Origin of the sequence: Asaia sp. BMEF1 (assembly GCF_051628905.1) — a bacterium.
Taxonomy (GTDB): Bacteria; Pseudomonadota; Alphaproteobacteria; order Acetobacterales; family Acetobacteraceae; genus Asaia.
Genome location: NZ_CP157575.1, coordinates 221,722 through 236,479 on the forward strand (window position 1 = coordinate 221,722; position 14,758 = coordinate 236,479).

A 14,758-nucleotide genomic window follows, 5' to 3' on the forward strand; every position below is an offset into this window, starting at 1 on the left:
GCTATGCTTCATCGTCAGCGCTTCGACTGTGGCGCGACGGGGTGGCCAGCATGAGGCTTGAACGACCAACGCCGAGCTGAAACTGCTGCGCAGCATCAACAAGTTCGAGTGCGCCCTTTCGCCCGAAAGCAATCTCCAAACGACGCTTTTTCAGATCGAACGTGAACTGGGCGCCCTCGCGGTTATAGGTGACGCGCTGATGGCGATCATCGTCGTCGACGGCGCCGCCGGACGCGTCGGCAATTTCCTCCAGGCGGTCGACCAGTGCGTCGAACGAGTCGTCCATACTGTCGAACTCGACCACCAACTGCTGAAAGTCGTAGGGGAGGAGTTCGTCGAGCGCTTCGCGGTGCGCCGACCAACCTGGGCGCAACTCCAGCCGCCGCGTGATGTAATATTCGCTTGGGTCTTCCGGATTCTGTCCGGTCTCGACGATGTAGCGGAAGGCCGGCGCATCGAGCCTATCGGCTTCCTTCCTGAGGTCCTTCCGCTTCAGGTGCAAGCCGTCGCGCGCTTTCTGGTAGAGGGTCTGCAACTCTTCCGCGACTGTGTCAGTAAGCAGCCGATTACACCAGGCGTCGGCCAAGTCCGAGAGCCGTTCGGGCACCTTGTTGCGTGCGGGCGAAAAGCCGCCCAGGCTGCGAATGGCACCCGTCTCGGTGCCTTCGAGATATTCGCTCTTGTTCTTGAGCCGGATGCCCGCAAGCGCCGCATCCGCAGGCACCGCGGCCGATGGTGGCACATAATGGATCCGGAAGCTGCTGGACGCCGACAAGATGGCCTGCGGCGTCTGTGTCGCCTTGATCGTCATCTCGCGGGTTATGTAGCGCGGCACCTCCTGGCGAAGGTAGTTCTGCAACCCTTCACCCGTCAGCCAACGGTCGCGTGTAAGCGCATCGGGCGCGCGCCCCGCCAGCGCTTCCAGTAGGAAGTGCGTCCAGATGCCGTGGCCGAGCGCGTTCGACGGGTAGGATTTCTCGCCCGGCGAGCACGATAGGAAGGCCCCAAGGTACCAACCACTGTCGAGAAATTTGTCGACCTCCTGAGCGTCGAGGTTCGCGATAACATCGCGTGATTGGACGACGTCTCGAAAATGCTCGGCGCAGGCATCGACGAAGACCAGCGCCTGCTCGCATGCGCTGTTCGCCAAGGGCTCTAGTAGCGCGTCGCGCATCGAGAGGGTTGTGTCGGCAATGTTGAGACGATTGGTGTCGTAGGTGCTCAGCCGGTTGCCACCAGCACCATGGAAGCCGTGGCCGGCATAATAGAAGATGAAGAGATCCTCGGCGGAGAGGTTGCGGATCGTCCAGGCCATATGATCCTTGATCGCGGCCAGGCTTGCGTTAGAGTCCGTCATTACCTCGATGTCGACACTGCCTTCCGGCATGTCTTTGAAAATCTCATGCAGGGCGTCGCTAACGGCTTGAGCATCGGCGTGCGCGTAGGCAACCGTGGGAAGCGCATCTCCGCTCTTCGGCTTGCGGTAATTTTCGAGCCCGACGATGACGGCGACCACGCGCGCGAAGCGTCCGCTAGTCGCATCTGCGTCGTCAGTCAGTTCAACCGGCGCCAGTGCAGGCTTGCGCGCCATCACGCATCCTCCTCAAGATATTCGCGCTCGAGCCGCCGTGCCGCCGAGCGGAGCGCGTCGAGATCATACCCTTCACCCTGCAGGGCCAGCAGTACGAACAGCAGGCGACGCGCCGTCGGCGTCATTGCCCGCTTGCGCTCCTCGCTGGCGCCGGATGCGCCCCAAGATCGAATGGTCGCCACGGACGTGCCCATGAGACGGGCAAGACGTGTGCTCCGCCCATTTCGTTTCCCGGAGTTCAATTTCTGGGCGATCGCTCGGACTGCAGCCGCTTGTTCCATGACTTGGCCTATGACGGCGTTACAGTCACAGAGTTTGGGTGGCATCGTGCCTTTTTCAAGACCAGCGCGTCAAAATTGGCTCAAGCTTTCCGAACTGGCATGGACCGCAATCAGATCAGCCTTGACTCTATTAGTTCGATTTCGGAACAAATAAAGAGCATTTCTCCTTATAGGACCCTAGGAGGCCTCCCTTCGCTGTACGGACCCCTTCCGCCTTCGAGTTCGTTCAACTCGCGCAACTTGACTACAGGAGCGAACGGCGGCTTTCGGGAACGGGCGTAGGAAGGTTGAACGTGTCCAATGAGGCGCTTAGGTGTCATGAACGTTGACCGCACGAATGGCTGCTTGTCTAATTTTTATGCCGACCTTCCGCTTTCCCCCCATCCCAGACAATGAGTTCCAGTATGGCTTTCTATGCGGTGACCTACTTCGGATAGCGTATATTATCGGACGAAGGGTGGATGGGCGCGAAATGGATGTAAACAGGTTGAATTTGTAGAGTTGCGTCCGGAATCTAACATGTCACCACATCGATCAGAGTTGTTCGATCAGCTTGTTTTGCTAGTTCTTAATAAGTGTCAGCGCTTTTTCGAGGGCCGTGTCTCGATTGGCAAATAGATCATATACCGTATTGGATGGAACAATGATGTCGGGCACGACGCCCTGGCGGGATGGATGTGATTTTGGGGCAAGAAAGCATGCCGTGGTGAGATAGACCGGGAAGCTGATGTTCGGTGTGTGAAACTCATACAACAGGCCTGACCCCGTCGCCGGTTCACCAGTTTCTTGTCCTATAATAGTGGCAAGGCCATAATCTTTGGCTGCTAATGCACAGGCCATTCCTGAAGAAAACGTTGCAGGCGATATGAGAAGGTAGACTGGGCCGCTGAACCGGCAGGGGAGAGGTTTCGGTAATACCAGTCCATCTGACGGACCTTCGGTAAATGAAATGACTTCGCCAATTGGCGCTGACCACGCTTTGGGGCCATAATACCTAGTATATTTATCCTGACCATAATCCGCTTTTATTATCGCGTTTGATCGTACAATCTCCCCGCCGAATTGCTTGAAGGGACGTGATTGGGCGTAGCACCAGAGCCAGTTCGCGAGTTCGCTATCCCCCCCGGAATTCCGGCGTATATCGATGATGAGTGCTTTAGCTGCTTTAAATTGAAGGGACGTGAAGGTCTCATCGAGAAAGGCACGAAATCTACTGAGATCCTCGCACCGGCGATATTCGATCAAGCCCACGTCGTTAGCAGCCCATCGAAAACTGTAAGGGGCGGTGTGGGGAAGAGACTGTGCGGTGTTTGGCGCGGGAATCAGAGACTCATGCTCGATACCAGCTCTATCCCTCCACCGTAAAAGGTAGGCAGCCTTGACGCCGAACAGGGCGACTGAAGTCCATGCCCCTGCGCGCGAAACCCGTGACCGTATCAATGCAGAAGTTTGTCCACCAAAAGCGCGGGTCGTCGTATCCAAATACTCGGCTGCGGAGATGTTCTCGATGTAAAGCACATGGGTGCCGGGAGGCAGGATGCCAGATCGGTCGCGCTCCACAATGAGGTTGCCGGATAGTTCGTCCACGGTGAAAGTTACAGGAAAATAGTGCGGCGCTTTATTCATCAGACCCGGGAAGCCGAGGGCCACATGTCCGTCATTCAGCGCTCCCAATAAGGGGGCAATTGTCATCCATGCGTCCCGGACAGACATGGGTGCTGTTATTCGCGCGCGTATCTGACGGTATAGATTTTCGACTGTCCCAGCCTCGGACGATTGAAACGGATTGGGAGAGATCTCGTGCAGAGTGAGCCAGATTGCATCAAGATCTTTGCGCAGGTTCTCTGGAAAAAGACGCGTAGAACCGCCTTGAGCGCGGGCCCTTCGGCTGGTTGAAGCCAGTGCTGTAATCGTGCCGGCAAGGGCCTTCCGTCTGGAAATCATGGGTATCAGACTTCTCCCCGGTAGACGACGATTATACGACGAGAGTGAGGGTAAGCCGGGCTAAAATCTATGAAAATAATCTTCACCAGGGATTAGCAGTGATCATGCTGTTGCCTTGGCGTAGGATTCAAATCGCGCCCAGGTGCACGCGCAAAGCATCAATAAACACCCGGACCTTGGAGGATAGGCTTCGATGCGCAGCATAGACGGCATGTACCTCCACTGCCTCCGCTTCATAGTCGGAGAGCAGTCTCACAAGCCGCCCCTGCACGATTAAGGGGCTTGCCAAGAAGGCAGGCAAACGCCCGACACCTCCCCCGCTCTCAAGGACGACCTGCAGGACGGCGGGCTCCGGGATGACGGATCGAACATTAACGGACACGCGATGCTCGCACTTCGAGGTATCCGTAAAACGCCAGATCGACGGTTGATCGGTCCACCCAAGCAACTCGTGATTGGCCAGGTCCTGCGGCGTTTGGGGCATACCCCTTTCCGCGAGATAAGACGGGCTGGCGCAGGGCCATAATTCGATCCTGCCCAGCTTGCTGGCGATCAGGTCAGAGTCGGGCATGGCCCCTATCCGGATTGCCACGTCAACATCCTCCCTCGCCAGATCGACAACCCGGTTCTCAGCCTCAAGATGGACGCGCAGATCAGGGTAGTCTCGCAGAAAATGCGGCAGCATCGGCGCCACCAGCCCGATTGCGAATGTCGTTGCTGCGCTGATCTTCAGAACGCCTCGAGGTTGCCCCGTCACCCCATCGAGGGCCGCGGTAGCCTCATTCAGATCGTCCATGACGCGTCTTGCGTGGATCAGGAGTATGCGCCCGGCCTCGGTCAGTCTGAGGGCATGCGGGCCGCGCTCGAACAGCTTTGCCCCGATTTCCCTCTCCAGACGGAACAATGCCCGGCTGAGCGATGATTTAGGCGTTCCCGTGGCTCGCGAGGCCGCGCTGAGACTCATGGTCTCTGCGATGCGCAGAAAGCTGCCGAGATCATCTGAGTTCATGGGCTCGTGTTCCAGATATGGAACAAGACGTCTACGATGACGCACCTGCCTTGTCCAACGGGAACGGCTTATCGTGCCTCTTCAGTAAGGGGGCCGAGATGTCAAAACCAGTCATTCTGATTACGGGCGCAACCGGACAACAAGGCGGTGCCACGATCCGCGAGATGCAACGCCGAGGGCACTGGCGCCTACGCGCGCTTGTTCGGGATCTGAAGGCGCCAAAAGCAGTCGCTCTGGCAAAGCATGGGGTTGAGCTCGTTCATGGTGATCTGGAGGACGAACATTCTCTGCGAGTGGCGCTTGATAAGGCTGAGGGCGTTTTATCTGTCCAGTCGCCCATGAAGATCGGTGCAGCTGGCGAAGAGCGACAGGGGAAGAGGCTTGCCAGCCTTGCCAAGGAGAGCGGTGTGAGGCACTTCGTGCAGTGCTCCGCAGGCGGCGTAGAGCGACGAAGCGGCGTGCCTCATTTCGAGAGCAAATGGGCGATTGAGCAGCACATTGCGTCACTGAACTTGCCGGCTACGGTTCTGCGTCCAGCGGCCTTTATGGAAAACTTTTCGAGCCTGATCTTTCGGATCACTATGCTGTCCATGATGAAGACCTATCTGGGGCCGGATCAGGCCATGCAGCTTGTCTCGGTGCAGGATGTCGCCTGGTTCGCCGCAGACGCGTTCGAGAAACCTGATCAGTACCTTGGTCGGGCCATTGAGCTTGCAGGCGACAGCGTGACAGCCCGCGCCGCAGCGTCAATTCTGCTGGATGCCGGAATACGTCCCAGCCGCGGCTTCAGGATCCCCTCTGTCATGCGAGCGCACCTGCCCGAGGACTTTCGCCTGATGTTCGAGTGGATCGCCCGAGAAGGGTTCAAAGCTGACATTCCCGCTCTGCGGAGCGAGTACCCTTCATTGCTGACGCTCGAGGACTGGGCGCTGCAACGCACGTAGGATAGCTGCGAACGCCTGTCGTTGTCTGCTGATCGGATCGGGCGATAAGGCATAGCGAGATAAGATTGCCGATAAGCGGAAATTAGCGATTTTGCGCCATTTTCCTACTTCCGATTCATTATATTATCGGAAGTAGGGGGGACGCGTAGAGAATTGCGACGAGAGAATTAGAAAGCCACCTCGAGAGCAACAAGTAGAACGATGATGCCGCGTTCGAGCAGCATTTCCTCGATCAGACGAAAGCTCAGCGGGAACCGAAAATACAGCCACACCGCATGTGCAATCAGCTTGCGTGGAAAACGGTGCCGTTTGTAGCTCACAGACGCCTTGCTCATCGTCGTCAGCTATCACATCCCAGTTAATGTGACATCACCGTAAAACGTCGCATCGCTGATCCCGTGCCGGCGGCACAGATCGGCCGCCGACGTACCCGCTTGATGCTCCTTTAGGATCCCGATAATCTGATCCTGCGTGAAACGTGATCTCTTCATTGCCTGTTTCCGGTTGGACAGACCTTACTTCAATTCGAGGGCATTTCAGAGGGCAAGGTCAAGTGCTTTGTTCTGCATGTTAGCAGCGCAGATTGTAAGAGGGCCTCTGGAACGCACTGGATCAGTTTCAGTCTGCAGGATCACGATGCGTCCATCTGCCAGGCTCGGCTTTACGAGGCCCTCGAGCATTCTGCACTACCCGCAACTTGCCACCAGGAAGTCGAGCCGTCGGCCTAATCGCACGAAGCGCCTCATCCTTCGTGCATTCCCTTAACCTCGCCGCCGCAAGGCTCTGGACCAGCCCTTGTGTCGACCGGACCTAGATAAATAGAGAATTCTCGGCCTGCAGCGCTTTCACCAGCGCGTCGATGTCAGACGGGCGACTATACAGCCCGGGGGTCACGCGAATCACGGGTCCCTTGGCAATGCCGCCGCGCCAGACTGTATGAACGTTGTGTTTCTGCAGCAGTACGCGCTGCAAATGTAGTGCATCGGCCTCTGTCGTCATGCCTTTGAGACGAAAGCTAGTGATTGTGCAATAGCGGGCGGGATCTGCGGGTACACATATTTCGACATTTCGAAGGTCTGCCACAGCATCGACCCATCCATCACGTAGTGCTCGCAAATGTGCTTCCTTCGCCGCAGCTCCTACAGCAAAATGGAAATCAACTGCCTTGGGGATCGTCAGTATGGCCGCAAAATTGATCGTCCCTGCAGGCACACGTGCCTGTATTTTGCTAACTGGAATATGATGGTTGTCGTAAGCAACGTCTATGTCCTTAAGTCGGCTAGAACGGATATACATCGCTCCTGTCCCTAAGGGCGCTGACGTCCATTTGTGCACAGACCATCCAGCAAAATCGGCGTCAATATCCTCAATCTTGAAATCAAGGCAGGCGATGCCGTGCGCTACGTCCACCACGGTATCCACGCCACGTTCCCGTGCCATGGCTACAATTTCCTTGACCGGCGTCACCAAGCCTGTCCGGTTAGAAACCTGTGTCACAAGCAGAAGCTTCGCATTGGGTGTGCGTTCTAGCACATCATGATAAGCTTGGAGTATATTGGCTGTCGTCGCAGGTTCCGGCATCGCAAAGCGCACGACCTGCGCACCACGATGCGTACCGAGCCAGTCCATCGCATCGATCATCGCATCGTAATCTAGGTCACAATAGATCACAGCTTCACCAGCTTTTAGCAGGCGATAATTGACTATGAGCAATTGTAAAGCGTCTGACCCACTGCGTGTAACGGCGATTTCTTCGGGTGAGCAGCCAACCTGTCTCGCGATTGCCGCCTGAGCTTCCTGTCCGCCTCCTGCCAGGCAGGAGCCGCTTGGAAGCACGTTGCGTGCCCATATAGAGTTATCGCGGTTCACCATAGCGATCTGTCGCGAGTATTCCGCAGCTATCGTACGCGGCAGAACTCCCCAATAGCCGTTCTCCAGATTATGGATGTCCCGGTTCACGTCGTAATGAAACGGAAGCTGCGAAACAGGAATCGAGCCAGGCACAAGGGCGGCCTCTTGCAGATGGTACGGAGCTGCAACGGAGCTTGATGCCAGCAACGCTGGAGCACCTGTAGCGAAGGATTTGAGCAGGAAACGACGGTTGGGAGAGATAGTCATGACGTTGTCCCTAGGTAAAAGTGAAAAGTAAGGAAGAAACGAGTGCTTATTCCATAAACAGATCTTATGATTTATCTAGCCATCTATAATATTACGATTTACCATTAAAAAATTGGATATATTCAATTATAAACATGAGACGGGTATGAAAAACACGATATGGTTCTTTCTCGTGTCTTGTATCTCAGCTGCTGGGCCGGCGGTCTGCATTCGCTCACATTTGTATAGGTCAGATCATCATCCAAATCCGGGTTTGAGAACTTATAATACGAGTTCTCAACAGAAGCATCCGAATGGGTTTAAAGGTAAGAGGAGAAACTTTTTGCGCGAGTTATATCTTCGGATGTATTAGAAATAATTCTCACCTGCGATTACTTTTAATGTGATATTAGTTCATTTTTTATCTTTGGACAGGCTTATCCTTCGACTGACCCAGCGCGCCCAGATGAGCAGTAGGACGACTGACAGCGCAGCAGTCAGACCAACCACCATGAAGCCGATATCTCCAATCTCTATCTGAACGCCAAGGGCTTCGAGTGACGCGAATAGCGCCATCCCGTATGATAAAGTCACGATAAGCCAACCTACAATCTGACGGTAGCGCTGAACTCCGGCTCCCCCATCGCATGTCGTCCTGAGTAATTGGCTGACGATTTGACTATCGCATGTATCGGCGAGCAACATACCAACCGTAAATGCGAGGGTGATTGAAGCCGTTGCGAGGATCCCTCCATGTGTAGCCGCGGCTGCACCCCATGCAGCAGCTTGGGTTGCCGTGTCGAAGACCAATCCAAAGATAACTCCAATCAACATTACGGCGGCCGGATGGGTGCTGCTACGCAGCGGAGCTGGTAACAACCGTGAGCGCCAGCCGACTGGAACGTAGTCTCTGCGCCGCAGGAGGGCGACAACATTGAGTGTGCCGACCAAAGTCAGGAGCGCGATCACCATGGCGTCGATGACGCCCCCTACCCAGCGTGGTAACGCGATCCAAACCGACAGGACCGAGACACCCAACGCGACGACTGCAACGGCGAGGCTGTGCCCAAACGCAAACAGAGTTCCAGCCCATGCGGACAGGCGCGGACGTATCTCGACCATGCGAAACACTATATTGTCGATCACGGCGACATGATCAGGGTCGAGCCCATGTCGTACGCCTAGTACGAACATCAGGCTCAGTGCTGGCAGCGTGGTGTCGGTCAAAGAGCGATCTCCGGCACGAGGTCGCAGTGCGCTCGGAAGGTGAGACAAAGCTGCATATTCATCCATATCGGCATCGACCCTGCGATAGCCAGGGAAACGACGACTAGGATTGTGATGGTGACGGGCACTTGAACCCCCAATCGTTATGTTATAACATAACGTTAGTTTCCTCCATCGCTAAGGTCAATCGCCTGGTAGGCCAGCCGGCTGACGCTGTGATTGCGCATCACGAAAGACCAAAATCTTGTATCGACGAGGCAATGAAGCAGCAGTGCTGATTAAGCCCAAATTCCCCCACTTGTTTGTTGGGTATATGGCGTGAAAGCGAGGAGATTGATTGCCAGTACCGGTCTTTCTCTAGCATCGCTAAGCATCGCGACAGCAGCGGCGCAGCCTTTGCGACCTGCAAACATGTCACTCCCTCACAGACGACCTGCCACCGCTCGCCCGGTTTCTGTAGCACGGGATGCGCAATCGTTAGCTCCCCCTCCGCCTGCTCGGGACGAGACAATCGAGACAGTGGGGCGTCATCAGCGTTTGCGCGCCACGGTGGCTGTAGGCGGTCGCCTCGGGCTGTCGCTGCAGCACAGCCCGGCAACGATAGACATCATCCAGCGCTCGGTGATGCTCGAGCGCGGCTACACCCACGCGGAAGATGCGGCAGACAGCGCGCCTGGCGTCAGTTCGGGAGGATCTCCAGGTAATCCGGCGCAGCTTCTGATGCGCGGCTTCACCGGCGATCAGATCCTGATGCTGCGCGACGGCATCTACTACGGCCCGACGACGACGGTGAACCGCCCCCAGAACACGTTCAACCTTGAGAGCCTTCAGATCATCAAGGGGCCGTCCTCGGTCATCTACGGCCAAGGGGCGGTCGGCGGCACGGTGGACATGACGACTCGCGATCCAGCGCTGGATGCAGCGCACGCAAACGCCCTGGTGTCCTACGGCAGCTTCAACACCTGGAACGCCGGCATCGGTGGCTCGCTGCCGCTGACGAAGACGCTGGCGATCCGCGCCGATTTCAGCCGCACGTCGTCGGACGGTTACGTCAAGGGTGCCGACCCCCATAGCAACGACCTGACGGTTGCCCTGCTCTGGAAGCCGAGCAATACATTCACCGCGCGCCTAGGCATGGACTACCTGACCGATCAGCTCTCAACCTATTACGGCACGCCGCTGGTGCCGACGGCACAGACGGGGCCCCCGGCGCACGGATTGCTGCAGTCCACGCAGGGGCTGGGGGTCGCAAGGGCCTCTCTGTGGCGTTACTACAACGTGCGCGATCCGCGCGCGGCCAGCACTAATGCGACACCGACACTGCGCCTGTCCTGGCAGCCGCGTTCCAATATGGCGTTCACCAACAAATCCTATTTCGTTTACGCCAAGCGGCGCTGGGACAACGCGGAAGCCTACACCTACATAGGCGGGCCGGGCAGCGCGGACGCATCTGGCAATCCGATCGCGCCGGGCAGGATCGGCCGCGATCGGTTCTATGTCTATCAAAACCAGCATCAGGTGGGCGACACGCTCTACGGCCAGTTCGACCAGCATCTGGGATCAATCCGAAACCGTGTCGTAGTGGGCGGAGATGCGTATTATATTCGCTTCATCCGCAACCGAGGCTTTCCGGATGCGAGCTATGCCGACAGCGTTTCGTTCGTAAGCCCCGAGGGTGGGGCGCTGGGCGCCTTTTCTGGTGAGTTACCGTATCGCAAATCGCCTACGACACTGCGGGACGCCGCCGTCTTCTTCGAAGACGTGTTGACGTTTCGCGACAATCTGCGCCTTGTCAGCGGCTATCGCCACGACTGGCTCTATCTGGACCGGCAAAATTATGCGCAGAACGGGGCCTTCCTGCCCGGTAGTAGTTTCACGGGGCACTATAACCCGAGCAACTTTCGTATCGGCCCTGTCTGGGATCTGGCGCCCAATCTGAGCCTTTATGGCACATTCACCACGGCCGAAGACCCACCAGGCTCCAGCCTGTTTCTGGCCAATCGCGGTCAGTTCACGCGGCTCGCTCGCACACGCCAAGGCGAGATCGGTCTCAAAGGCAGATTCTGGCGGGACCGAGTGACAACGACGCTCGCTCTGTATGACATCCGCCGCAGCCACATCTTGGTGGCTACCGGCCCTGACACGGTTGCTCAAGGCGGCGCACAGGTCTCGCGCGGCATCGAAGTGCAAAGCGACCTGACTCCCATGCACAACTTCAGGATTTCTGGTAACGTCGCCTACACCTATTCGCGCTATCGCAACTTTTTTCCCTATGCGGGCGTGAACGCGTCAAACAATCAGGTGCCCGACGTCCCGTCCGTCACTGCCAATCTATGGGGGACCTGGAGCCACGTCGCGGGGCTGCCCGCTGACCTTGGTGCAGGCCTGCGCTATGTCTCGCAGCGAAAGGGGGACTATGCCAATACCCTGACGCTGGATCGCTATGCGCTGGCCAACGTCTTCGCGGCCTGGCACTACCAGAAGCACGTCACTGTCTATGGCCGGATCGATAATCTGGCGAACAAACATTACATTCAGTGGGCCGATGTCAGCTATCCGAGCGAAGTGCTCCTCGGCGCGCCGCGATCCTTCTCCATCAGCGTGCAGGCCGGCTTCTGACATGAGCGCCTCCATTCCTCGCGAGGAGGCGCGTGCCGCGGCGAGGAAGGCTCCAACCACCGGTCGGACGGCGCGATCAGGCCCGCGTGTACCACGCTGGCTCGCGCTGCTGCATCGCTGGCTTGGGATCGGCATGTGCCTGCTCTTCGCCATGTGGTTCACGAGCGGCATCGTCATGATGTTTGTGCCCTATCCATCGCTGGATCCGGCGGCGCGTTATCGTGGTGTCCCTGCGCCCGACATGCGGATGGTCCGGCTGGCGCCCGGGGATGCATTGACACGGTTGGGACTGCACAATCAGACAATAGAGCGTTTGATATTGCTTCCAAGACCTGTTGGTGCAGCATCCCGTCACACCGCTATGGACCACCCGACCTATGTCATCTGGTCGTTACATAACAGAGCGCGAGTGATCGACGCCGCGACCGGCGCCATATTGCCTCTACTTGAGGCCGATGGGGCGCGGTCTCAGGCGGAACGGTTTGCGGGCGGTATGGCGCGCACTGTGAACGGCCCGTCTGCGGACGATCAATGGACTGTCGCCCAAGGCTACGACCCCTATCGCCCGCTCTGGCGCGTCGATCTCGCGGACAGCGCGGGCAGCGAAGTTTACGTCTCGGCCATCTCTGGCGAGATCGTTTTGGCCACGACCCGGATGGAACGTATTGCCAATTATGCTGGCTCTGTCGCGCACTGGATCTATCCAACGTTACTGCGACGTTATCCAGGCTTTTGGGCGAATACTGTATGGTGCCTATCAGGGGTCGGCGTCGTGCTCGCGCTCAGCGGCATGGTCCTCGGTATTCTGCGCAGCATGATCTCGTTGCGCAACATGCGTCGGCCACAGCTCAGCCCGTTCCTAAGGACGCACCGACTGCACCATCTGCTCGGTCTGTCCGCTGGCCTGTTCCTGACCATCTGGATCGTCAGCGGATGGCTATCAGTGGATCACGGCCTGATTTTCCCAACCGGGCAACCGGATGCGGCTCAGAGCAGGGCTTATCAGGGAAGATCCTTGGAAGCGGCGGTTGGCGAGATTGCGATCTCGGCGCTGAACCGGATAGCCGGTCCTTCAGCGCTTCGCTTCACCTCGGTTGGGGGGATGACCATTGTCGAAGGGAGCGATGCGAGCGGCATACGTACTACATGGAATGCACATGGAGATCGTCTCGCATTTGTACCTGACGTAACACTTCTTCATGCCGCCGCCGCCGCCTGGCCATTAGCACGTCCAACGCGTGTAGATGCGATCAGCCCAGACGACCTTTATGGACATCTGATCTATCAGGGCCTTCCGGAGGGTGCCGTGCGGATGCGCTTGGGCAAAATCCATGGACTGCCTGGCAGCACGTGGGTCGACGTGGACCGCACAAGTGGTGCGTTGCTGGATGTGATGGACTGGCGGCGTCGGCTGTATCGTTGGCTGTTCAACGGGTTGCATACGTTCGATGTGCCAGGACTGAACCATCACGGCGTTCTTCGCCGACTCATCATGGCGCCTATTCTGCTGGCTGGGCTGGCTTTGAGCGTTACGGGTATAATTCTCGGCATGAAGCGACTACGCGTCCAGCCCCGTAAGCTGCGCTGATAGACGAGCTACTGGGTTTACCTGAGGCCTGGTTCGTGTGATGCCGGTTGGACGAGAAGCAAATCGACAAGATATGGCATGAGGTTATCTGACGGATTGGGGATCGGCGCTGATTGGTCCGTGCGCTTTCTCAGGCCATAGGCCCAACATGGGAGCATGTCACCTGCCGGAGGGCTTCCGTCCAATGAACGAGTGGATCACCCGAGACGACTTCTCAATCGGTACCGTGATTCTACGGCTAAGCACCCGGCATTGTTGACCTTGCCGGATCAGGCACAGCGACGGGAAACGAATTGCTGAAGAAAATTCTCGTCTTTTTTAGAGATTGATATCAAATAATACACACAAATATAAGACCGATACTAGCCAGAATAGGAGATTTCCGCCGGTTTTTCCCCTTCCGTTCCTTCTTATTGCCGGATATAGGTCAAAAATCCAAAATTGCGAACTATGGATAAGAAAGCCTCTTCGAGCGCGCTTGCAGAGGGCATGAGACCGAAAGCTTTGATCGTGGCCACAGGTAGTGCCGCGTTGAACATGCGGAAGGTCCGTTAGATCAGTACCGATCTCATTGTCGGCGGTGAGAAAAATTGATCGTCAGGACTGATCAAATTTCCATTTGGAAGGAGTGATTCCAAATTCTCGTCGAAAAGCGGCTGAAAATTTACTGGGATTGCAATATCCCAAGGAGCATGCTGCTTCTGTTATGTTATACCCCTGTGAAATCAATGTTTGAGCACGTTCCATCCTGCGGCGGGTAATATAAGAGAATGGGTTCCGACCGAAGCTCTGACGGAACGCCCTTGTGAAGCTTTTGACGTCACGATCAAATTGTAGCGCCAATTCACGGACACTTAGGTCGTCCTCGAGGCGCGATTCAATGTAGTCTCTGATGGCGGCTTCGGTCTTATAACCAAGAGCCCTGACTTGTACGGGTGCTTTGAGGATATGATTATCCAGGCTCGCGAGTCTATCGAGCAATCTCAGTACGCAATGGTCAAAAAATGATGTGGTATGACCTGCTATCTCAGCTTCTGCCCACATGGCTTTGATGATGTTTACCAGCAATGGGTCATCATTCAAGCGCATGGCGGCAGCCGTCAAATCGGGAGCGGGACCAAGGATATCATTGTCCGAAAAATAGCGACGGAGGTCGATACCCAGAGCAGTTATTCGAATGTCGGGGGACCTCCCCTCTCCCTCGGAGTGTCCCAACGCCACCCCTATCTGACCTGAACGCCAATTCACGTCGATAATGCCAGCACAGCTCCGCCTATAGAGACGTCCAGCAGTTCCCATAGATAAGCCAATATACGTATGTCGCCCGATATTATAACAACCCGAGTAGGCGGCAAAGCGACCCTGGAGCAGGATAACGTTTCCATCTCTGGATGCCACAGACTTCGGGACATTGTCAGATGCGGGATGAGCAGGTCGCGACATTTAAATCCTAGCTCG

At 56.6% G+C, this 14,758-nt stretch carries 10 protein-coding genes and 2 pseudogenes; 3 read left to right on the forward strand and 9 right to left on the reverse strand.

Annotated features, from left to right (window positions below; genetic code table 11):
- Position 1 precedes the first annotated feature (1 nt).
- From ABHV46_RS00935 to ABHV46_RS00950, 4 genes are all read right to left on the reverse strand, one after another.
- A complete protein-coding gene (locus ABHV46_RS00935) occupies positions 2-1,591 on the reverse strand; it encodes a caspase family protein (protein WP_438382322.1) in 1,590 nt (529 codons plus the stop codon).
- The gene (locus ABHV46_RS00940; protein WP_438382323.1) at positions 1,591-1,773 is read right to left on the reverse strand and encodes a hypothetical protein; all 183 of its coding nucleotides are present in this window, start codon (positions 1,771-1,773) and stop codon (positions 1,591-1,593) included. Before ABHV46_RS00940 ends, ABHV46_RS00935 begins: the two co-directional genes overlap by 1 nt.
- Before the next feature lie 660 nt (positions 1,774-2,433).
- Positions 2,434-3,816: a S41 family peptidase gene (locus ABHV46_RS00945; RefSeq protein WP_438382324.1), complete on the reverse strand. Its 1,383-nt coding sequence runs from the start codon at positions 3,814-3,816 to the stop codon at positions 2,434-2,436.
- Positions 3,817-3,943: 127 nt separating this feature from the next.
- Positions 3,944-4,825 (reverse strand): LysR substrate-binding domain-containing protein, encoded by an 882-nt coding sequence (locus ABHV46_RS00950; protein ID WP_438382325.1) that lies wholly within the window; start codon positions 4,823-4,825, stop codon positions 3,944-3,946.
- A 98-nt stretch (positions 4,826-4,923) separates the two neighbouring features.
- Here ABHV46_RS00950 and ABHV46_RS00955 point away from each other — a divergent pair, with 98 nt between their 5' ends.
- On the forward strand, positions 4,924-5,769 hold the full coding sequence (locus ABHV46_RS00955; RefSeq protein WP_438382326.1) for an NmrA/HSCARG family protein: 846 nt from the start codon (positions 4,924-4,926) through the stop codon (positions 5,767-5,769).
- A 197-nt stretch (positions 5,770-5,966) separates the two neighbouring features.
- Here the strand turns inward: ABHV46_RS00955 and ABHV46_RS00960 are convergent.
- The 4 genes and pseudogenes from ABHV46_RS00960 to ABHV46_RS00975 form a co-directional block, all read right to left on the reverse strand.
- Positions 5,967-6,104, reverse strand: a pseudogene (locus ABHV46_RS00960) (IS6 family transposase); the annotation flags it as partial.
- 39 nt (positions 6,105-6,143) lie between these two features.
- Positions 6,144-6,260: pseudogene (locus ABHV46_RS00965) on the reverse strand (transposase); the annotation flags it as partial.
- Positions 6,261-6,579: 319 nt separating this feature from the next.
- On the reverse strand, positions 6,580-7,887 hold the full coding sequence (locus ABHV46_RS00970; protein ID WP_438382327.1) for an aminotransferase class V-fold PLP-dependent enzyme: 1,308 nt from the start codon (positions 7,885-7,887) through the stop codon (positions 6,580-6,582).
- Positions 7,888-8,280: 393 nt separating this feature from the next.
- Complete coding sequence (locus tag ABHV46_RS00975; RefSeq protein ID WP_438382328.1) at positions 8,281-9,093, reverse strand: hypothetical protein; 813 nt, start codon at positions 9,091-9,093, stop codon at positions 8,281-8,283.
- Positions 9,094-9,630: 537 nt separating this feature from the next.
- Between ABHV46_RS00975 and ABHV46_RS00980 the strand changes: the two genes are divergently transcribed.
- Both ABHV46_RS00980 and ABHV46_RS00985 read left to right on the forward strand, forming a co-directional pair.
- Complete coding sequence (locus tag ABHV46_RS00980; protein ID WP_438382329.1) at positions 9,631-11,712, forward strand: TonB-dependent receptor; 2,082 nt, start codon at positions 9,631-9,633, stop codon at positions 11,710-11,712.
- Between the two features lies 1 nt (position 11,713).
- On the forward strand, positions 11,714-13,300 hold the full coding sequence (locus tag ABHV46_RS00985) for a PepSY domain-containing protein (protein ID WP_438382330.1): 1,587 nt from the start codon (positions 11,714-11,716) through the stop codon (positions 13,298-13,300).
- 597 nt (positions 13,301-13,897) lie between these two features.
- Here the strand turns inward: ABHV46_RS00985 and ABHV46_RS00990 are convergent.
- Positions 13,898-14,743, reverse strand: a complete 846-nt coding sequence (locus ABHV46_RS00990; protein ID WP_438382331.1) for a helix-turn-helix domain-containing protein — start codon at positions 14,741-14,743, stop codon at positions 13,898-13,900.
- Positions 14,744-14,758 lie beyond the last annotated feature (15 nt).